The organism is Corynebacterium sp. MSK004, assembly GCF_030232515.1.
GTDB lineage: Bacteria > Actinomycetota > Actinomycetes > Mycobacteriales > Mycobacteriaceae > Corynebacterium > Corynebacterium hesseae.
Map to the genome: position 1 here is coordinate 31,102 of NZ_JASPKB010000010.1, position 18,768 is coordinate 49,869.

Annotated in this window: 19 protein-coding genes; 16 read left to right on the forward strand and 3 right to left on the reverse strand. The window is 60.4% G+C overall.

Going from position 1 to position 18,768, the window contains the following annotated elements:
* Positions 1 to 5: 5 nt before the first annotated feature.
* The 5 genes from QP999_RS11575 to QP999_RS11595 all read left to right on the forward strand — a co-directional run bounded on the left by QP999_RS11575 (position 6) and on the right by QP999_RS11595 (position 3,795).
* Entirely contained in the window at positions 6 to 623 is a 618-nt protein-coding gene (locus QP999_RS11575) for an ATP adenylyltransferase (protein WP_070522237.1), read from the forward strand.
* Positions 616 to 1,251, forward strand: coding sequence for a phosphatidylinositol phosphate synthase (gene pgsA, locus QP999_RS11580; RefSeq protein ID WP_070562973.1), 636 nt, complete (start codon positions 616 to 618; stop codon positions 1,249 to 1,251). The genes QP999_RS11575 and pgsA overlap by 8 nt, the downstream gene beginning before the upstream one ends.
* Positions 1,252 to 1,314: 63 nt before the next feature.
* The gene (locus QP999_RS11585; RefSeq protein ID WP_070522086.1) at positions 1,315 to 2,217 is read left to right on the forward strand and encodes a phosphatidylinositol mannoside acyltransferase; all 903 of its coding nucleotides are present in this window, start codon (positions 1,315 to 1,317) and stop codon (positions 2,215 to 2,217) included.
* A gap of 18 nt (positions 2,218 to 2,235) precedes the next feature.
* A complete protein-coding gene (locus tag QP999_RS11590) occupies positions 2,236 to 3,336 on the forward strand; it encodes a glycosyltransferase family 4 protein (RefSeq protein ID WP_144014756.1) in 1,101 nt (366 codons plus the stop codon).
* A complete protein-coding gene (locus QP999_RS11595) occupies positions 3,337 to 3,795 on the forward strand; it encodes a LemA family protein (protein ID WP_143334848.1) in 459 nt (152 codons plus the stop codon).
* Here QP999_RS11595 and QP999_RS11600 read toward each other — a convergent pair.
* Together QP999_RS11600 and QP999_RS11605 are read right to left on the reverse strand one after the other, a co-directional pair.
* On the reverse strand, positions 3,780 to 4,982 hold the full coding sequence (locus QP999_RS11600) for a glycosyltransferase family protein (RefSeq protein WP_083299159.1): 1,203 nt from the start codon (positions 4,980 to 4,982) through the stop codon (positions 3,780 to 3,782). The two genes, QP999_RS11595 and QP999_RS11600, sit on opposite strands and share 16 nt — an antisense overlap.
* Positions 4,983 to 5,034: 52 nt before the next feature.
* The gene (locus QP999_RS11605; RefSeq protein WP_070563344.1) at positions 5,035 to 5,517 is read right to left on the reverse strand and encodes a DUF3817 domain-containing protein; all 483 of its coding nucleotides are present in this window, start codon (positions 5,515 to 5,517) and stop codon (positions 5,035 to 5,037) included.
* A 101-nt stretch (positions 5,518 to 5,618) separates the two neighbouring features.
* Here QP999_RS11605 and QP999_RS11610 point away from each other — a divergent pair, with 101 nt between their 5' ends.
* Positions 5,619 to 6,485, forward strand: a complete 867-nt coding sequence (locus QP999_RS11610) for an acyl-CoA thioesterase (RefSeq protein ID WP_070563248.1) — start codon at positions 5,619 to 5,621, stop codon at positions 6,483 to 6,485.
* 129 nt (positions 6,486 to 6,614) lie between these two features.
* Positions 6,615 to 7,370 (forward strand): YebC/PmpR family DNA-binding transcriptional regulator, encoded by a 756-nt coding sequence (locus QP999_RS11615; protein WP_070529978.1) that lies wholly within the window; start codon positions 6,615 to 6,617, stop codon positions 7,368 to 7,370.
* A 6-nt stretch (positions 7,371 to 7,376) separates the two neighbouring features.
* Here QP999_RS11615 and QP999_RS11620 read toward each other — a convergent pair whose 3' ends face one another.
* The gene (locus tag QP999_RS11620) at positions 7,377 to 8,072 is read right to left on the reverse strand and encodes a nitroreductase (RefSeq protein ID WP_083299160.1); all 696 of its coding nucleotides are present in this window, start codon (positions 8,070 to 8,072) and stop codon (positions 7,377 to 7,379) included.
* 156 nt (positions 8,073 to 8,228) lie between these two features.
* Between QP999_RS11620 and ruvC the strand changes: the two genes are divergently transcribed.
* From ruvC to QP999_RS11665, 9 genes are all read left to right on the forward strand, one after another.
* Positions 8,229 to 8,840 (forward strand): crossover junction endodeoxyribonuclease RuvC, encoded by a 612-nt coding sequence (gene ruvC / locus QP999_RS11625; RefSeq protein WP_070562988.1) that lies wholly within the window; start codon positions 8,229 to 8,231, stop codon positions 8,838 to 8,840.
* A gap of 41 nt (positions 8,841 to 8,881) precedes the next feature.
* A complete protein-coding gene (gene ruvA / locus QP999_RS11630; protein WP_070596715.1) occupies positions 8,882 to 9,490 on the forward strand; it encodes a Holliday junction branch migration protein RuvA in 609 nt (202 codons plus the stop codon).
* Positions 9,491 to 9,505: 15 nt separating this feature from the next.
* Entirely contained in the window at positions 9,506 to 10,591 is a 1,086-nt protein-coding gene (gene ruvB, locus QP999_RS11635; protein ID WP_070522109.1) for a Holliday junction branch migration DNA helicase RuvB, read from the forward strand.
* 39 nt (positions 10,592 to 10,630) lie between these two features.
* Positions 10,631 to 10,963: a preprotein translocase subunit YajC gene (gene yajC, locus QP999_RS11640; protein ID WP_070562995.1), complete on the forward strand. Its 333-nt coding sequence runs from the start codon at positions 10,631 to 10,633 to the stop codon at positions 10,961 to 10,963.
* Positions 10,964 to 11,148: 185 nt separating this feature from the next.
* Positions 11,149 to 12,996 (forward strand): protein translocase subunit SecD, encoded by a 1,848-nt coding sequence (secD, locus tag QP999_RS11645; protein WP_144675078.1) that lies wholly within the window; start codon positions 11,149 to 11,151, stop codon positions 12,994 to 12,996.
* 2 nt (positions 12,997 to 12,998) lie between these two features.
* The gene (gene secF / locus QP999_RS11650) at positions 12,999 to 14,150 is read left to right on the forward strand and encodes a protein translocase subunit SecF (RefSeq protein WP_144675076.1); all 1,152 of its coding nucleotides are present in this window, start codon (positions 12,999 to 13,001) and stop codon (positions 14,148 to 14,150) included.
* 3 nt (positions 14,151 to 14,153) lie between these two features.
* Entirely contained in the window at positions 14,154 to 15,764 is a 1,611-nt protein-coding gene (locus QP999_RS11655; protein WP_284848363.1) for an ABC transporter substrate-binding protein, read from the forward strand.
* Positions 15,761 to 16,315, forward strand: a complete 555-nt coding sequence (locus QP999_RS11660; RefSeq protein ID WP_070522126.1) for an adenine phosphoribosyltransferase — start codon at positions 15,761 to 15,763, stop codon at positions 16,313 to 16,315. Before QP999_RS11655 ends, QP999_RS11660 begins: the two co-directional genes overlap by 4 nt.
* A gap of 34 nt (positions 16,316 to 16,349) precedes the next feature.
* Positions 16,350 to 18,647: a RelA/SpoT family protein gene (locus tag QP999_RS11665; protein WP_284848364.1), complete on the forward strand. Its 2,298-nt coding sequence runs from the start codon at positions 16,350 to 16,352 to the stop codon at positions 18,645 to 18,647.
* The last annotated feature ends 121 nt before the right edge of the window (positions 18,648 to 18,768 follow it).

The window sequence follows — 18,768 nt, forward strand, 5'->3', positions numbered from 1 at the left end:
TGCAGATGCATCTAGACAGAGCTGAGAAAGGGAGCACACACAGAGTGGGAGAGTACGTCGATACCGGCCTGGGAACCCCCGACCGCTTAGAGCGCCTGTGGGCGCCGTACCGTATGAGCTACATCAAGCGTGAGGGCGGCGCCGGCGACGTGCCAAAGGAAGCCCGTAACCCGTTCGTGGAGATCCCACAGATGTCGGACGAGGACGGGCTCATCGTTGCCCGCGGTGAGCTTGTCTATTGCGTGCTCAACCTTTATCCCTATAACGCCGGCCACATGATGGTCATCCCGTACCGCCAGGAATCTGAGCTGGAAAACCTCACCGAGGAGGAGTCCCGCGAGCTCTTCCAGTTCGCGCAGGCCGCCATCCGGGTTCTGAAGAAGGTGTCCGGCCCCGATGCCGTCAACGCCGGTTTTAACCTGGGGCGGGCCTCGGGCGGATCGGTGGGGCAGCACCTGCACATGCACATCGTTCCGCGTTGGAGCGGAGATTCAAACTTCATGACTATTGTGGATGGCGTTAAAGTGCTGCCGCAGCTCCTCAAAGACACCCGTTCCCTTCTTGCTCAGGGATGGGCGGAGCTCGCCGCCGAAGGAATCATCTCAGGAGAAGCGCATGCTTAGTGTTCACGGGCGCAAACCCGCCGCCGTGGTTGTGGTCCCGGTGGCCAAGCTCTTCCTCAAGATGGGCCTGACCCCGAATATCGTCACCATTGTGGGAACGATCGTCACCATTGCCATATCAGTCATCCTCATCCCACTTGATCACCTCTTTGCCGCCGCGCTGTTGTCGGGTCTCTTCGCGGCCTTCGACATGCTCGACGGCACGATGGCGCGCCTGACCACGGGTGGATCCAACTTCGGTGCTACTCTCGACGCCTCCTGCGACCGCATTACCGACGGTGCCTTGTTCGCGGCGATCGCTTACTGGATGGTGTACGTCGACAACGCTCACCCCATCAACTTCGCCGCCTGCATGGTGGTGCTGGTTAGTTCCCAGGTCATCTCTTATGTCAAGGCGCGCGGCGAGGCCTCCGGTTTCAAGATGATTGGCGGCCTCGTCGAGCGCCCAGAGCGCCTCATCCTAGGACTCGGCGGCGTGGGGTTGGAAGGCCTGGGCGTGCCTTATGCGCTGGAAGTCGCCCTGTGGCTGCTGGCTGTGGGGTCTATCTTCACCATTTACCAGCGCATGCGCCAAGCGGCGCGTCAGGACACCAAGGCGCGTTTTAAGAAGGAACTGAAGCACCTATAGCTCAATCCCCGCTCCCACCGGAAGGTACCGTGCCCCCGGCCCGCACAGAAAGGCTCCTGAACCGTGGCTCTACTGGATCGTGACCGGCTGACCGCCGCCGCGTACATCGCGTGCTGGAAGGTCGTGCGCTTCCTCCCGCAGCCTCTCGCTGCCTGGCTTTTCGAGCGGGGCGCGGACTGGGCTAGCGACAACGGCAAGGGCATGGAGCAGCTGCGCCAGAACTTGAGCCGGGTTGTGGGGCCCGAAAACGTCACGCAGGAGCTGGTGCGGAACTCGATGCGCTCCTACATGCGCTACTGGTTCGAGGCCTTCCGCTTGCCGGCCATCCACTCGGACCCTGATCTGCAGAAGCGGTTGTTGGCTGGCCTGCGCGGCAAGGAGTACTCGGATGCGTCGGTGGCATCCGGGCGCGGCGTGATTTTTGCGCTGCCGCACTCAGGAAACTGGGACATGGCGGGCGTCTTCTGCGTGGGCCACTATGGCGGCTTTACTACGGTGGCTGAGCGCTTGAAGCCGGAGGCGCTTTTCGACGCCTTCGTGGACTACCGCGAAAGTCTCGGATTCACTGTTCTGCCGCTGACCGGAGGTAGTTCGTCACCATTCCCGCGCCTCAAGGATGCCTTGGAACGAGGCGGGGTGGTGTGTTTGCTGTCCGAGCGTGATCTCACGCGCACCGGCGTGCCCGTAGACTTCATGGGCGAAGAAGCCAACGTTGCCGCCGGCCCCGCCCAACTCGCCATAGAAACAGGGGCGGCTCTCCACGTGGTGCACTCGTGGTTCGACCGCAAGGGCTGGGGGCTGTCCGTCGGCCCCGAGGTTGAGGTCACGACTCTTCAGGAGACGTGCCAGCGCCTCGCGGACGGCTTCGCAGAAAACATCCGGGCGCATCCGGAAGATTGGCACATGTTGCAACCGCACTGGAATGCGGACGTCGAGCGCCGGCGCGCTGCTCGCCACAAGAAGTAGAAAGGCAGAACACACTCCATGCGCATAGGTATTATCTGCCCCTATTCCTTCGACGAACCCGGCGGGGTTCAGGCCCACATCCTTGACCTAGCCACTGTCTTTATTGAGCAGGGGCACCACGTGGAGGTGCTGGGGCCGGCGTCGACAAGCACGCAGGTGCCCAGCTTTGTGCGCAAGGGTGGCTGGGCCGTGCCAATTACCTATAACGGCTCGGTGGCTCGCCTGTCTATCGGCCCGCACGTGCGCCGCAACATCAAGCGCTTCATTCGCGAAGGGAACTTCGACATCCTACACATCCACGAGCCGAATTCCCCGAGCTATTCCATGGCTGCGCTGGCAGCGGCACGTGGTCCTATTGTGGCGACGTACCATGCTTCGGCATCAAGCTCCGTGGCGCTGACCCTGGCCAAACCTTTCCTGCGCCCCTACCTGGAAAAGATCCGGGGAGGCATTGCGGTTTCAGAGATGGCTCGTCGCTGGCAGGTAGAGCAGTTGGGTGGTGACCCCGTGCTCATTCCCAATGGGGTAGATACCTCTGTGTATGCGCGCGAGCGTGCTCGTGCCGAGCACACGTCGAAAGACTCTGAGGTTGAGATCGTGTTCTTGGGGCGTCTCGATGAGCCGCGAAAGGGCCTGGACATTCTTCTTGAGGCCCTCACTCTGCTCCCAGAGAAAGTGCGGGTGACAGTCATGGGCGGCGGTCATCCGCGAAGCGTTCCGGGAGTCGACTTTGTGGGGCGCGTCAGCGATGCCGAGAAGGCAGCCATTTTGGGGCGCGCCGATATCTACGTGGCTCCCAACACCGGCGGCGAGAGCTTCGGCATCGTCCTGGTTGAGGCAATGGCAGCTGGCTGTGCAGTGGTGGCTTCGGATTTGGAGGCCTTCGCTGCAGTGTGCAATGCCGACTCGGAAGAACCTGCAGGTGCCTTGTTCAGAACCGGCGATGCCACGGACTTGGCGCGCGTGCTGCAGGATGTAGTGAAGGATACGGACAAGCGACAGGCCTTGATCAAGGCAGGAGTGGAGCGCGCCCGCGAATACGATTGGGATCATGTTGCCGCTGCCGTCATGCGCGTGTACGAGACGGTGGCGGATGGCACGAAGGTGCGGGTGTCTTAAATGCCGATTGAAGTTGTCATTGCTCTTGCCGTCCTCCTCATGCTGGGGATGTGGGCGCTCTATACGGCGCAGCGACTGAACTCCCTCCATATCCGCACCGACGCAGCCCTGGCTCAGCTTGAGGCCACGCTGGATCGCCGCGCGGCGGTGGTTAGCGCCCTAGCTCCCGAGCTCGAGGGCATTGCGGCGCGCGCAGAGGCGACGGAGCTTGCACAGGGGAGTTTCGATGAACGGGCCACCCGGGAGCGTGAGCTGTCGGCGGCCATCGCGCAGCGCTTTGAAGCGCGCCCAGCCGTGCTTGCCGACGCCGAAGGGCGCATCCACTTAGCTCACCGCTTCTACAACGAGGCGGTCAGCGATACCCGCGCGCTGCGCCTGCGCCCGGCCGTCAAGCTGCTGCGCTTGGGAGGCACGGCGAAGCTGCCGGAGTATTTCGAGCTGAGTCAAATTGAGGTGTGATCCACCTGGGACTGTTGAGCCCGCGCCACGCGGGACTCGAGGGAGTACCAGTACAGAGCAAAAGCGGTCATCGCCAAGATAAGGAGGTTGCGCAACACGAGTGCGTACACCGGGTTGAGGTTTTCGCCCACAAAGAACCAGATGTAGTCATAGCCATAGGGATAGATGACGGTTCCCAGGGCAGCTGTTCCCACGGCGAGTACCGCCATGATGGCGCGCACCCCAGCGATATTAGCGGCCTTGTTTCGGTAGGAAGCAGACTCCACGGGGACGGGGGAGCGGAGAGCCACCGCAAGAATCGGCCCAAGCCACACGATATATTGCGGAGAAAAGACCTTATTCGTCGCCATAAGCAGCAGGATTGCCGCGATGAAGAAAACAAGTGTGGAGCGTGGGCTCCAGCCGCCGCGCAGAAAGTGAGCGAGCGCTACTGCAATGATCCAGAGGAGCGCGGCACCCATCGCGATGGTGCTCACAGTAATCGCCGTATCGACACCAGGCCCGGAGATCTCAAAGCTTTTCGACGTTGCGTATTCCATCGTCCACACCCCAGGCTGGTGATGGGCTTGGTAGACGAACCAGGTGGCGGCTAGAGATTCAATCTGGAGGCCGCGTTGACCTTGATACGTCAGAGGAGAGAGCAACCTATCCACACCGGCTATCGCAGCTACACTGAGGCAGAGGGCGGCGAGGCTTCCGAAAAAAGCGGACAGCCGCTGCCAAGTACCACGAGAGGTTGCGCGTCCGACGAGCCCGGCAGCGAGGACTCCGGGCCACAGCTTGGCTGCGGTGGCCCAGGCCAACAAAGCCGAGGCAAGACGGGGGCGGGTGGCCAGAAGTGCGCCCGCACCGGCGACGAGCAAGGCGGGATAGAGGTCTAGCCGCCACGCGAAAACGTGGCCTGCCGCGGTGCCGAAAAACACCCAAAACCATCCGGCGCTATACGCTGCGGGGTTGTCGCGGTGATGGCGCAGGAGGAGGGCGAGGAAGGTGGCGTCGGCAAGCAGCACCATGGCTGTAAAACCGATGGCATAGCGCTCAAAGTCGTATCCAGTAAGCCACGCGAGCAGGACGCTGGGCCAGGTTCCGACCTGCGGATACTCCGTCATGTCTTGAGGATTATCGCCAAAGACGCCCTCGAGGTAATACCGAACGTCTCCGAGCGGGTCCGTGTCGTTGACGAGCATGTAAACGAGGAGAAGGCGCGCCAGGACCCAGCCTGCCCAAATGCTTGGAGTTTTAGCGATTATTTTCAATGGCGGACTCTACGTCAACGGGTGGTCCCAACATGAGCAGGATGCTAAACACAACGGCGACGACGAGTAGCGCGATGAGCGCGCTGCGCACCGGGTGGCGGATGACCTGTGCCAAAACCGAATCGAAGAAGCCGTGTGGCTGTGCGTCGTCGGCAAAGCGCCACGGCCCATCAACGAGTCCGCGCCGAGATACCCAGACCGCAAAGGGCAGCGCCGCGAAGGGGATGACGGTCACTACCAGGCCCAGGATTCCAACCCCCACCGGCCAGCGGTTGTTGATCCACACCAGGGCCGTCATGAGCAGGAAGCAGAGGAAGCCGAAGCCGTGGATGCCACCTGCAATCGGTGTGAGCGCCTCGGTGGTGCCGGAGTACTTGAGGATCATGGAGAGGATCAGCAGACCCCACGTGATCATTTCTAGGTAGGCGGCCACGCGGTGCACGCTGTGCGGGGTGGTTGAACTCATGCGGAACATAGTACGCAACTCCCAGGAGCAGATCAGCTCGTGAGTAGGATGGTCGGAGTGAGTGTGGCGGGCGCCATAACGGCGATGGAAATGGAGTAAAGATGGCATCGGTGGCTCAAGCAGTCGACATCGAGCGGATTGGCGATGACGAATTTCGCGCCCCCGCGGTTCCCTCGCTCATCGCTCGCACCTTTGGGGGACAAACCATGGCGCAAGCGCTTCGGGCGGCGCAGCTCACCGTTGATGACAAGTTGGCGCACTCCATGCACTGCTACTTCGTGGGGCCTGGTGACTCCAGTGCGCCCACAACCATCCGCGTGGAGCGGATACGGGATGGCCGCTCTTTTGCGCATCGCCATGTGCGCGTCTACCAAAAGGACCGCATGATCTTCATGCTCAGCGCTGGTTTCCACGCGTCAGGCGATGTTGGCCCGGAACATCAGGCAGGCATGCCGCAGGTGCCGCCGCCGGAGAGCATTACAGAATCCCCGTACTCCACCCGGATCATCTTGAAGGAGTGGGAAGACTGGGACGTGAGGCTGGTCCCCGACGCATCCCGCGATGCCGTCGCCGCGGAAACCACAGGCGCTGGGTTTCGAAATATCTGGTTCCGTAACACGGGTGCCTTGCTTGCCGACGCCCCCGATCCGTCCCTCCATCAAGCGGCGCTGCTCTACATGTCCGACATGACATTGATTCGCTCAGCGCTGCTCCCGCACCAAGGGGAGAGGATCCAACTAGCCAGCTTGGATCATTCATTGTGGTTCTTGCGTCCGGTCCGGGTCGATGAATGGATGTTGTACTCACAGTCGAGTCCCTCAGCACAGACCGGGACTGGTCTTGCACAGGGCAAGATATACAACCAACGCGGGGAGCTACTGGCGGTGGCCATGCAGGAGGGGCTGACGCGGACCATGCATCCTGAAAGTGAAGGCACCAGCGCCAACGGCAATTGGCAAAATGTGTGATGCTACAGCGAACCGACAGTTAGGAATGAGGCTTCCACGCGTACCCCTGTGCGGAGGTACGTGGCGTGAGGCCGTATAATTGCACCAGTTTCTAGCAATTTATTGCACAGCCATATCGAAAGGGATGACATGTCAGGCCACTCCAAATGGGCAACGACTAAGCACAAGAAGGCTGCCAACGATGCCAAGCGCGGCAAGGAATTTGCCAAGCTGATTAAGAATATCGAGGTGGCGGCCCGCACAGGCGGCGGCGACCCGGCGGCGAATCCCACCCTCGATGACATGATTAAGAAGGCCAAGAAGGCCTCCGTTCCGAACGACAACATTGAGCGTGCCCGCAAGCGCGGTTCCGGCGAAGAGGCCGGCGGCGCAGATTGGGAGACCATCATGTACGAGGGCTACGGCCCCAACGGTGTGGCCATGCTCATCGAGTGCCTGACGGATAACCGCAACCGCGCAGCCACCGACGTTCGTACCGCGATGTCCAAGAACGGCGGCAACCTCGGCGAGTCCGGTTCCGTCGCGTACATGTTCTCCCGCACCGGCTTGGTCATGGTGGAGAAGGGTGAGCTTAGCGAAGATGACATCCTGCTCGCTGTGCTGGAAGCTGGCGCCGAGGAGGTCAACGACAACGGCGAGAAGTTCGAGATCACCTGTGCACCGGGTGATGTTCCGGCCGTGCGCGAGGCCCTTGTTGCTGCTGACATCGAAGTTGATGACACCGACACCGATTTCCGCGCGTCCGTTGAGGTTCCGCTGCAGGCAAATGATGCCCGCAAGATCTTCCGCCTCATCGATGCGCTTGAGGATTCGGACGATGTCCAGAACGTCTACACCAACATGGACCTCAGCGATGAGGTTCTCGCCGAGCTCGACGAGGACTAAGGGCTTCTAGCTGAGCTTAAGGCCTTCCAGGCCATGTACCGTCACCGTCTCTGATAACGGCGCGCGCCCCGGGGCAGTCTTGAACACAGGGCTGGATTCATCGGCCACGCCGAAGGTGAGGGCGGTGACGAGCTTGTACTCCTCGTCCACCCCGAGGAATTCACGGACCGTGGGCGCGAGGAGTGAAATCATGCCCTGTGGGACACCGTGGTAGCCGTGTGCCTGCAGCGAGAGCAAAAAGTTCTCAGCATAGGTGCCTTGATCGAAGGCAGCGCGAATGCGATCACCCAGCGGTGGAATGAAAAGCAGCGCCGCGTGCGGGGCTCCGAAGAAACGAAGGTTTTCGCGGATGAACTCCGTGCGCGCCTCTTTATCCTCGCGCGCAATGCTGAGCAGCCCGTACATCTTGGCGGCGAGCTGCTGCGAGCGTTGCGGGTGGACTCCCTGACCATAGTCAATCGTGAAGTCTGGATTAATTCCGTTCTTATCGAACTCCGCGATCAGCGCGGCGCTTAATTCTTTCAAAGCAGCGCCGCCCACGAGGTGTACGTTCCACGGTTGAGTGTTGGAATTGGAAGGCGCGGATTGGGCGTCGATAAGCACCTGCTCGATGACATCAGTGGGGATGGGATCCGGCAGGAACGCCCGCGGGGAATGACGGGATCGGATAAAGCCTGAATAGTCATTTGGTTGTTGAGACATGCGCGCCACTCTACCCGCGGTGATGAAGAGGAAACAGATGGGATGGGCCTGACTGATTTGGCAGGCATCGTTCGCAGGGCGCTGATTGCGCTAGAACACATGTGTGTACACTATGCCCCAGGCAAGTGAGTTCATCAGTAGGGCGAGGAGGCGGCCGTGAATTTGGAAGGGCTGCGCGTCATGGGTATTGATCCTGGATTGACGCGCTGCGGCCTGTCCGTTGTCCAAGCAGGACGTGGGCGCGCGGTTATTCCCATCGCAGTAGGTGTCGTGCGCACCCCCAGTGACAAAGAGTTGGGGGAACGCCTGAAGCGGCTATCTGTGGCGGTGAGGGAATGGATGGATGACTACCAGCCGCATGTCGTGGCGCTCGAGCGCGTATTCGAACGCGGCCAAGTGTCAACCGTCATGCAGACCGCTCATGCCGTCGGAGTCTTGGTGCTCGCGGCAGCAGAGCGCGATATTCCTGTGCACATGTACACGCCCTCCGAGGTGAAGAAGGCGATTTCAGGAAATGGGCGCGCTGACAAGAAACAGATGACAGCCATGATTACCCGTATCTTGGGGCTGAGTGAGGCCCCCAAGCCGGCTGATGCGGCGGATGCTTTGGCCCTTGCGGTCTGTCACTGCTGGCGTGCTCCAGCGCTGGCATGGATGAGTGGCGGTGACACGAGCGCCGGCATAGGGGCGGGCGCACGAACAAGCGGGGTACGGGGTTCTTCACCGCGTACCGCGTCTGTCTCTCGCGCGGCAAAGTCAACCTCTTAAGCTAACTGGCATAACCCTTCGAACCAAGGAATTTTTATTTAATGATTGCATCTCTGCGCGGAACAGTCCTCGACATCCAGCTTGATCACGCCGTGCTCGAATGTGCCGGCGTGGGCTATAAGGTCCTTGCCACCCCGGCCACGTTGGGGACGCTCCAGCGCGGTGAAGAGGCCAGGGTTATGACTACGCTCGTGGTGAAGGAAGACTCGATGACGCTGTATGGCTTCACGAGCCACGAGGACCGCGACATGTTCCACGTGCTCCAGACGGTCTCTGGGTTGGGGCCAAAACTGGCCTTGGCCGCCCTGTCGGTGATGAGCGCCGGCGATTTAGCTCAGGCGATTGCGGGGGAGGAGACAGCACGCCTGCAAAAGATTCCGGGTGTGGGCAAACGAGTTGCACAACGATTGATTCTTGAGCTCAAGGACAAGGTTCAAGCTTTTGCTTCTGTGGATGGCGGCGATTCTTCGGTTGCTGCGCAGACCGCGTCCGGACCGGTTGTTGAGGATGTTGTTGAGGCGCTCGTCGGGTTGGGCTTTACGGACAAAATGGCCCGCCCCGTGGTGGAATCAGTTGTGGCTGAAAAACCTGAGGCGGCGACACCAGTGGTGCTGCGCGCAGCACTCAGCAAGCTGGGGTCCAAGAAATAGGGGAGAGTGGGTGACATGTCAGACGTAGAACGCACAGAATTCTCACTGCCGGACGGGGTGGAGCTTAACTCTCCACTCCAGCGCAACCAGGATATGGATGCCACCGAGCAACAGGGCGAGCACGATATTGAGCGCTCGTTGCGTCCGAAGTCGCTCGGCGAGTTCATTGGCCAGCCTAAGGTGCGCGAGCAGCTATCCCTTGTGCTTAATGGAGCGAAAAATCGCGGCGTAACGCCAGATCACGTGTTGCTATCCGGCCCTCCCGGACTGGGCAAGACGACGATGGCGATGATCATCGCCCAAGAGCTGGGAAGCTCGCTTCGTATGACCTCGGGGCCTGCTCTGGAGCGAGCAGGTGACCTGGCAGCGATGTTGTCGAATTTGATGGAGGGCGATGTGCTCTTCATCGACGAGATTCACCGCATCGCCCGCCCGGCTGAAGAAATGCTCTACATGGCGATGGAGGATTTCCGTATTGACGTCATCGTGGGCAAGGGCCCAGGGGCTACCTCTATCCCGTTGGAAATTCCGCCTTTTACCCTGGTGGGGGCGACTACTCGCGCCGGAATGCTGACCGGGCCGTTGCGTGATCGCTTCGGGTTCACCGCGCAAATGGAGTACTACGATACCGAGGACCTCACCCAGGTCATCACCCGCGCAGCGCGAATCTTGGAGGTTGACATTGACCAAGATGCTGCGGTGGAGATTGGATCTCGGTCGCGCGGAACTCCGCGAATTGCCAACCGCCTCCTGCGCCGGGTCCGTGACTACGCCGAGGTCAATGGGGATGGTCACATCAACGTTGGCGCAGCACAAGCAGCGCTGCGGGTTTTTGACGTGGACGAACGTGGGCTGGACCGCCTTGACCGTGCGGTGCTCGAGGCTCTCATTAAAGGGCACGGCGGTGGCCCCGTGGGTGTCAATACTCTGGCCATCGCGGTGGGCGAGGAGCCGTCGACAGTGGAGGAGGTGTGCGAGCCCTACCTCGTGCGCGCGGGGATGATCTCGCGAACGGGCAGAGGTCGTGTTGCGACTGCGGCGGCATGGCACCACCTAGGCCTTGAGGCACCCGAGGGAACGGTGGGCGGGACCCTCTTCTAATTGGCCCGGAGACGGGGAGGTCTGGCACACTGGCCACTTATGAACGGAACCCAGATTCTTCTACTCCTCGTACTCGCAATTCTCGTTATCTTGCCGAGCTTTATGTCAATGCGCGCTCAGCGCAAGCGCCAGGCGCAGATGCAAGAATTGCAGTCTTCCTTGAAGCCTGGCCAAGAGGTGATTACCGCCGGCGGCCTGCACGGCACCGTGGTGGAAGCCGGTAAGCAGCAGGTTGATTTGCGCGTTAAAGACGGCACCGTGATTACCTTCGACACGATGGCTATCGTGCGAACTGCTGAGCAGGCTGGCACGGTCAACGATGCGCCGGCTGAGGCGGAGGGCGACAACGACGAACGCTTCCCGAAGCTCTAATTCAAGTTGCGCTCGTCACATGCGGGCGCCTCACCTTAAGCCTGTTAAGGAAAACCGCGGTCCATGACGTACGATGGTGGACTGTGCTCTAGTCATGGTGGCGTCATGGCGCTCAATCGCGTCGTGGAGATAGCTACCATGACCTATGATTTTTAGCCCTGTTCCACACAACACAGGAGAACTTTGTGTCCGCTTCGAAACGTGGTGGCGTTAGCAGCCGTCAACGGCAATGGCCTAAGCGCGCGATAGCGCTGTTTGCGCTCATTGTCATCGTGATTTACGCACTGATATTTCTGACCGGTGATAAGTCACCAACCCCAAAGCTCGGCATTGATCTGCAGGGTGGTACTCGCGTAACCCTGGTTCCGCAGGGTGAGGACCCAACCCAGGAGCAGCTGCAGCAGGCGCGCACCATCCTCGAGCAGCGTGTGAACGGCATGGGTGTTTCGGGCTCTGAGGTCGTCATCAGTGGATCCAGCTTGGTGATTACTGTTCCGGGCGAAGATGCGTCCCAGGCGCAGGCAGTGGGTCAAACCTCTCAGCTGCTGTTCCGCCCGGTGGGCGAGCAGCCCATGCCGGATATGGACAAGCTTGAGAAGTCCATGACTGATACGGCTAACCGCTGGGTCAAGTACGGAGTCGTGACGCCAGAGCAGGCCAATAAGGCGCTGGCCTCCATTCACGATGCGCTCAGCCAGAACGCAGATGCAGCCGCCCAAGGCGGGGAGAAGAAGGACGAAAAGAAGACCCCGGCTCCTACTGTGAGCGAGAAGCCGCTTCCGGCCCCGGCGAACTCTCTCGAGGAATCTGAGCGCCGCGATAAGGTTAATGAGGTTCTGCTTAAGGACCGCCAGTCTGAGGATCCCACCCAACAAACGGCAGCATTGGGCTTGATGACGTGTGACGCGGAATCCGACCCACTGGCCGGAACCGATGACCCAGCAAAGCCGTTGGTGGCTTGCGATTACTCTAATCAGCAGCCCTACCTGCTCAAGCCAGCTCCGCTTCTGGACGGTATTGAGGATCCGAACGGAACCCGCCTGACTGGTAACGAGATCGATAGCAACGCTCCGATTCAGGGCGGCCTGAATTCCCAGACCGGCCAGATGGAGATCAGCTTCGCTTTCAAGACCGGCGATGGTCCCAATGGCTCGCAGACGTGGTCCACCTTGACACAGGAGTACCTGCAAAAGCAGGTGGCCATTACCCTCGATTCCGGCGTGATTTCTGCTCCGGTAATCCAGGGCGCGACCCCGGTTGGTGCTGCTACCTCCATCACGGGTGATTTCTCCCAGGAGGAAGCACAGAACCTGGCAAATAACCTGCGTTATGGTGCGCTCCCGCTGTCCTTTACCGGCGCCAATGGCGAGCCGGGCGGAACGGTCGAGACCGTGCCGCCGTCACTGGGCAAGGCCGCCCTTGAGGCAGCACTCATCGCCGGCATCGTCGGCCTGATTCTGGTTTCGCTGTACTCCATCTACTATTTCCGCGCTCTGTCTTCGGTGGCGCTGTTGGTGCTCGTCACCACCTGCGTCATGCTGTACGGTGCCCTGGTCCTGCTGGGTCGGTGGATTGGCTACTCGCTTGATCTTTCTGGCATGGCGGGCTTGATCATTGGTATTGGTGCCACGGCCGACTCCTTCGTTGTCTACTACGAACGTATGAAGGATGAGATCCTGGGCGGGCGCACATTCCGGTCTGCCACCCGCACGGGTTGGGAGCGCTCGCGGGCAACGATTGTCACGGGTAAGGCCGTGACGCTTATCGGCTCCGTCGTGGTGTACTTCCTTTCTATTGGCGCCGTCAAGGGCTTTGCCTTCACCATGGGCTTGACCACCATCTTCGACCTCATCGTTTCCTTCCTGATCATGGCGCCGCTGATGCAGCTCCTTGGCAGCCGCCCAGCTTTTGCCAAACCGTCGATGAACGGCCTCGGCGGCATCTACAACCTCGTGGAGGAGCGCCGCGAACGCGGCTTTTATGCCAAACCGGCCAAGAAACCCGTCGCTACTGCAACGGATGAGGAGAAGTAATCATGGCTGTCGAAACTACTAACCGCAAGATTTCCCGCTTTGACCGTCTCTACGTGGACGGCAGTGGATTTGACTTCGTAGGTCGGGCTAAGACCTGGTACACCATCGCCGGTGTGCTGCTCATCGCCTCCATCCTGGCTATTGCACTTCGTGGCTTCAATCTCTCTCTGGACTTTGAGGGAGGCACGAAGCTCAACATGCCGGCGGGGGATCTGTCCACCGAACAGGTAGAGGAAACCTTTACGGAGGCGACCGGTGTTACCCCAGAGCTGGTGCAGATCGTGGGCGCGGGTTCCTCGGAGACGCTGGAAATCACCTCCGAGCGTCTGAGCCAGGATGAGGTTAATCAGGCCCGCCAAGCCATCTTTGAGAAGTATCAGGTCAAGGATGACAACGGTAAGCCGAGCCCGGATGCGATCGGTTCTTCGACGGTGTCGGAATCGTGGGGCTCGTCGATTACCAAGCGCATGGTCATTGCGATGGCCGTATTCCTCGTGCTGGCCACCATTTACGTGGCGGTCCGCCTGCAGCGGGACATGGCCTTTGCGGCAATTCTTGCCCTCATTTTTGACGGTGTGTTCATTGCCGGTATCTATGCGCTCTTTGGCATCGAGGTGTCCCCGGCAGTCATCATTGGTCTGCTGACGGTGCTGACCTTCTCCCTCTACGACTCCGTCATTGTCTTTGACAAGGTGGACGAGAATACGACGGGATTGGAAGGCCAGCGCAAGAAGACCTATGCGGAGCTCACCAACTTGGCCATTAACCAGACGGTGATGCGCTCGATCTCCACGTCTATTATCTCGGCCCTTCCGATCATCGCTCTGTTCGTTGTCGCCGTATGGCTGATGGGTATCGGCACACTGCGAGATCTTGCTCTTGTGCAGTTCATTGGCGTTATCGAGGGCGTATTCTCCTCAATCTTCCTCGCTACGACGCTTCTGGTGACTTTGTCGAACCAGCGAAAGAGCGTGAAAAAGCACAACGCCGTGGTTGCCGCCTACCGTGCGGAGGGCGAGCCTACGAAGGCAGGCGAAGGCGATGATGAGACGAAGGCTACGCGCACCGTCGTTTCCCCATCCGCGGCTTCGCATTCTGAGCCCGAGTCACGCACTGACGAGTCGGGTGGGGCGTCCTGGCGCCCCGGGCGTTAAGCCGTGCGTACATCTCCAGTCGCGGCACTGCTGGCCCTGGCCCTCACCGTGACAGCGTGCGGCTCTACTGAGGAGGGTGCGGGGGAGGACTCTTCGGCATCACGTTTCGCGGTGCTGAGCGATTCCCCCCTTGCTACCAGTAACGCAGCCTCCGCGTGGGGCGATGCCGTCGGGGCTGCCCAGCTAGCAAGCCGCGTCTATCCTGCGCTGTACGTACCGGGCCCAGCCGGGCAGATGGTGCCCAACTCAGATCTTGCTCACGCGGAGTATTTCGCTCCCGACGGCGATGAGACCGGGGCACACGTGGACTTCACGCTGACGGAGCAGGCTCGCTTCGCCGACGGTGAGGCAGTGACCTGTGACGATTACCTCTTGGCCTACACTGCTGGCCAGTTGAGTGAGACCTTTGGCTCCCACCTTCCGCTGATGGAAGAGGTCAGCGGAGTGGAATGCGCGCCTCACAGCAAGAAATTTACCGTGTGGTTTACGCCCGATGCGGGGTCGCGGTGGCGCTACTTGTTTGGCCCCGGCACGGTTCTCCCAGCGCACGTGATGGCTAAGCGGGCGGGGATGAGCGTCGAAGAGCTTAACGCGGCGCTTCATACTCAGGACATGGCAACGTTGCAACCAGTGGCGGAGGCTTGGCGCGATGGCTTTTCGACGGAACCGGGGCGTTTTGACCCGGACATGCAGGTTTCTTTCGGGCCATATCAGATTGACCGCGTCGAGGATGATGGCTCAATCGTTCTGACGGCGAATGACAACTACTACGGCGACAAGCCAGCCGTGCGTGAAGTAGTCATGTTGCCCAGCAGCGCGGATGCGGCAGCGTTTGTAGCCTCAGATGAGCTTCGCGTTGCAGAGTCGCCCACGGCTTCACCCTCGTGGTTGGACCGCAATGCCGAGGGGAAGCCGGTGGACGTGACATCCGTAGCGGGTAGCCTGACCGACACTCTGGTCTTCTCGGAGGCTGGGATTTTTGCCCAGCCGTGGGCACGCGCCGCATTCGCCGCGTGCGTGGATACGGAGCGCTTGGCACAGGCCTCCTCCAAGGAATCAGGCGTGGATGTTCCTGCCGTCACCGTGCGCACGGTGCGCAACGATGATCCAGTTGCGGCCCAGATGGCCTCGCTAACAACAGTCCCCGTCGACAACGCAGCTGCGTCGGGTCTGTCCGGTTACATCATCGGCGTAGGCTACCTCGCTCCCAACCCTCGCTATAAGGCAATGGTTGAGCAGTTGCGCGCGGCCTGCGAGCCCGCAGGAATCACCGTGGAAGACCGCTCCGGAGACCGTGTTTCCCGCGAGCAATTGTCCGCGGATCCCGCGACTGGCCTGCCGGAGATCGACGTATACCTTGGGGCAGTAGATCCGATGCGTGAGCATTCCGCTCCCGCCTCCAGCGTGAAGAATGCGTCGGCATTGCGCACGTTGGAACAGGATTTGTGGGAGGAATTGCCGTCTATTCCCATCTCTGCGCAGCCCCGGACCTTTATCACTGACCGCGCTGTGACAGGCGTGGTGCCCTACACTGGCCCTGCGGGTATCGGGTGGAACCTCGACCGTTGGAGCTATACCCCACAAACAGCAACCGAAACTAAGGAAGAGTCGTGAGCGAGATTTACGTCGCAGCAGCACAAGCCTTGAAGGATAAGGTCCGCCTTGTCCAAGACTTCCCGGAGGAGGGAATCCTGTTTGAGGACCTGACCCCGGTATTGGCAGATGCGGAGTCCTTCGCCGCCGTGGTCGATGGCTTGGCTGAGGCCTGCAAGGAGCTCGGTGCCGATTTGGTCGGTGGCCTCGATGCGCGCGGGTTCCTTCTTGGTTCCGCCGTTGCCTACAAGTTGGGGGTGGGAATTCTCGCCATCCGCAAGAAGGGCAAGCTTCCGCCACCCGTGTTGACCCAGGAATATGAGCTGGAGTACGGCACGGCAGCGCTGGAGATCCCAAACAGTGGTATTGACATTAAGGGCAAGCGCATCGTGCTTGTCGACGACGTCCTCGCTACCGGCGGCACGCTCCACGGAGCCGCATTGCTGCTGGAATCAGCGGGCGCGGAAGTAGCGGGCAACGTCGTGGTTCTGGAGGTCAATGGACTCCAAGGACGTGAGCGACTGCAAGGTTCCCCACTGATTGTGCTCAATCAGATGGGAGCAAAGGACTAAGGTTGTATGCCTAAGCTACTTCGCGGAGGCAGACATGACGACTGAAAAGCAGGACAAGACTGCGTGGCGGCCGGGCAGTGTGCGCGGCATGTCCGCCCGCTTGGCGCGCTCGCTGACGGGCGGTCGCGTAAAGATCAATCCGGCGCTGGACCCGTTGATGTCTATCCACCGGGAGTTTCACCCGAAGGCAGACGCGGAGCTTCTCAACAAGGCCTATGCGATGGCGGAGCGGCTGCACGAGGGCGTATTCCGCAAGTCCGGCGAGCCTTACATTACGCATCCACTCGCGGTGGCAACCATCGCGGCGGAGATTGGTATGGACACCACGACCGTTGCGGCGGCCTTGTTGCACGACACAGTGGAAGACACCGATTATTCTCTCGAGGATCTCACTCGTGATTTTGGGCCGGAGGTGGCCCGACTTGTCGACGGCGTCACGAAGCTCGACAAGGTCGCCCTCGGCGCCGCCGCCGAAGCCGAGACGATTCGGAAGATGATCGTGGCTATGGCTACGGACCCGCGCGTGCTCGTCATTAAGGTGTGCGATCGCCTGCACAACATGCGAACCATGCGCTTCCTCCCGCCGGAGAAGCAGGCGAAGAAGGCACGGCAAACCCTTGACGTCATTGCGCCGCTTGCTCACCGCCTGGGCATGGCAAGCGTCAAATGGGAACTCGAGGATCTCGCCTTCGCCATTCTGTATCCGAAGAAGTACGACGAGATCGTCCGCATGGTGGCAGATCGCGCTCCCTCACGCGATAAAGCGCTCAAGGAAATCAAGGCCCAGGTAAGCCAAGCCCTCAAGGCAAACGGCATTCAAGCCGAGGTGATGGGGCGCCCGAAGCACTACTGGTCGATTTATCAGAAGATGATCGTTCGTGGGCGTGACTTTGCGGAGATCTTCGATCTCGTCGGAATCCGCATCCTCGTCGACGACATCAACTCCTGTTACGCCGCCATCGGCGTGGTGCACTCGTTGTACCAGGCTCTTCCGGGGCGCTTCAAGGATTACATCTCCTCGCCTCGCTTCGGCGTCTACCAGTCGCTGCATACCACCGTTATCGCGGACGGCGGCTCCACCCTTGAGGTGCAGGTGCGCACGCACGAGATGCATTACAACGCCGAGTTTGGCGTTGCGGCACACTGGCGTTATAAGGAGACCAAGGGCAGGAATTCCGGCCACCAAGAAGAAGTGGATCAGATGGCGTGGATGCGCCAGCTGTTGGATTGGCAGAAGGAAGCCGCTGATCCCAACGAGTTCCTGGACTCTCTGCGTTATGACCTGACCGCCAAGCAAATCTTTGCGTTTACCCCGAAGGGTGACGTAATCAATTTGCCCGCTGGTTCCACCCCCGTGGATTTCGCCTATGCGGTGCATACGGAGGTAGGCCATAGATGCATTGGTGCCAAGGTCAACGGCAAGCTCGTGGCATTGGAATCGGAGCTGAAATCCGGCGATAAAGTTGAGATTTTCACCTCCAAGGATCCGAATGCGGGTCCCTCGCGGGATTGGCAGGAGTTCTTGGTCTCGCCACGGGCTAAGACGAAGGTGCGGCAGTGGTTTGCCAAAGAGCGCCGTGAAGAGCACCTCGAAGCTGGGCGGGATGCCTTGGCCGCCGAGGTCCAGCGTGGCGGCTTGCCCATGCACCGGCTGTTCACCGCTAGCTCGATGAAGCAGGTAGCCGAGCAGCTGCACTACCCGGATGTGGATGCGCTCTATACCGCCATCGGCGCCGGCCATGTCTCAGCTCAGCATGTTGCCAACCAGCTCATGGCGCTCTTCGGAGACAGGGACGATGCAGTCGATGCCTTGGCTTCTCGCACCCCGCTCAGCGAGCTGGAGAATTCCCGCGCTCAGCACACGAAGGATTCCGCATCCGGCACCGGAATTTTGGTGGAGGGCAGCCCGGACGTCATGGCCAAGCTGGCGAAGTGCTGCCAGCCTGTGCCTGGTGACGCCATCTTTGGCTTCGTGACCCGCGGCGGTGGTGTGTCCGTGCACCGAGCTGACTGCACCAATGCTGAAAAGCTCAAGTCGGAACCCGAGCGCATGATGCAGGTGGAGTGGGCTGGCGGGCCGAAGTCTTCCGGTGCCTTCTCCGCAACGCTGCAACTGGAGGCCATTGACCGTCAAGGTCTGCTCTTTGAGCTCACCCGGATCTTCAGCGATCAGAGCCTCAACGTATTGTCGATGACCTCCAATCGCGGCGATGACCACATTGCGACTGTGCGCTTCACCTTCTCGGTTTCTGACACCAAGCAGCTGGGGCAGTTGATGACAACCCTGCGTAACACCGAGGGCGTCTTCGACGTCTATCGCGTCACGGCTTAAGGCATCACCCCTCAACCGGGGGTGTGTGGCTGAACGGGAGGTTGCGCCTGGGTGAAACTAGGGGAGATGTTTGGTGAACGCGCTGGTCGTGGCGTCAGCAAGCGCTGCGCAATCGTGATGG

Bases quoted from the DNA above. Each gene is read 5' to 3' on its own strand.
- QP999_RS11575 (WP_070522237.1), top strand. From the start codon at position 6: ATGCATCTAGACAGAGCTGAGAAAGGGAGCACACACAGAGTGGGAGAG.
- pgsA (WP_070562973.1), top strand. From the start codon at position 616: ATGCTTAGTGTTCACGGGCGCAAACCCGCCGCCGTGGTTGTGGTCCCG.
- QP999_RS11590 (WP_144014756.1), top strand. From the start codon at position 2,236: ATGCGCATAGGTATTATCTGCCCCTATTCCTTCGACGAACCCGGCGGG.
- QP999_RS11595 (WP_143334848.1), top strand. From the start codon at position 3,337: ATGCCGATTGAAGTTGTCATTGCTCTTGCCGTCCTCCTCATGCTGGGG.
- QP999_RS11600 (WP_083299159.1), bottom strand. From the start codon at position 4,982: ATGCTCGTCAACGACACGGACCCGCTCGGAGACGTTCGGTATTACCTC.
- QP999_RS11605 (WP_070563344.1), bottom strand. From the start codon at position 5,517: ATGAGTTCAACCACCCCGCACAGCGTGCACCGCGTGGCCGCCTACCTA.
- QP999_RS11610 (WP_070563248.1), top strand. From the start codon at position 5,619: ATGGCATCGGTGGCTCAAGCAGTCGACATCGAGCGGATTGGCGATGAC.
- QP999_RS11615 (WP_070529978.1), top strand. From the start codon at position 6,615: ATGTCAGGCCACTCCAAATGGGCAACGACTAAGCACAAGAAGGCTGCC.
- QP999_RS11620 (WP_083299160.1), bottom strand. From the start codon at position 8,072: ATGTCTCAACAACCAAATGACTATTCAGGCTTTATCCGATCCCGTCAT.
- ruvA (WP_070596715.1), top strand. From the start codon at position 8,882: ATGATTGCATCTCTGCGCGGAACAGTCCTCGACATCCAGCTTGATCAC.
- ruvB (WP_070522109.1), top strand. From the start codon at position 9,506: ATGTCAGACGTAGAACGCACAGAATTCTCACTGCCGGACGGGGTGGAG.
- yajC (WP_070562995.1), top strand. From the start codon at position 10,631: ATGAACGGAACCCAGATTCTTCTACTCCTCGTACTCGCAATTCTCGTT.
- secF (WP_144675076.1), top strand. From the start codon at position 12,999: ATGGCTGTCGAAACTACTAACCGCAAGATTTCCCGCTTTGACCGTCTC.
- QP999_RS11665 (WP_284848364.1), top strand. From the start codon at position 16,350: ATGACGACTGAAAAGCAGGACAAGACTGCGTGGCGGCCGGGCAGTGTG.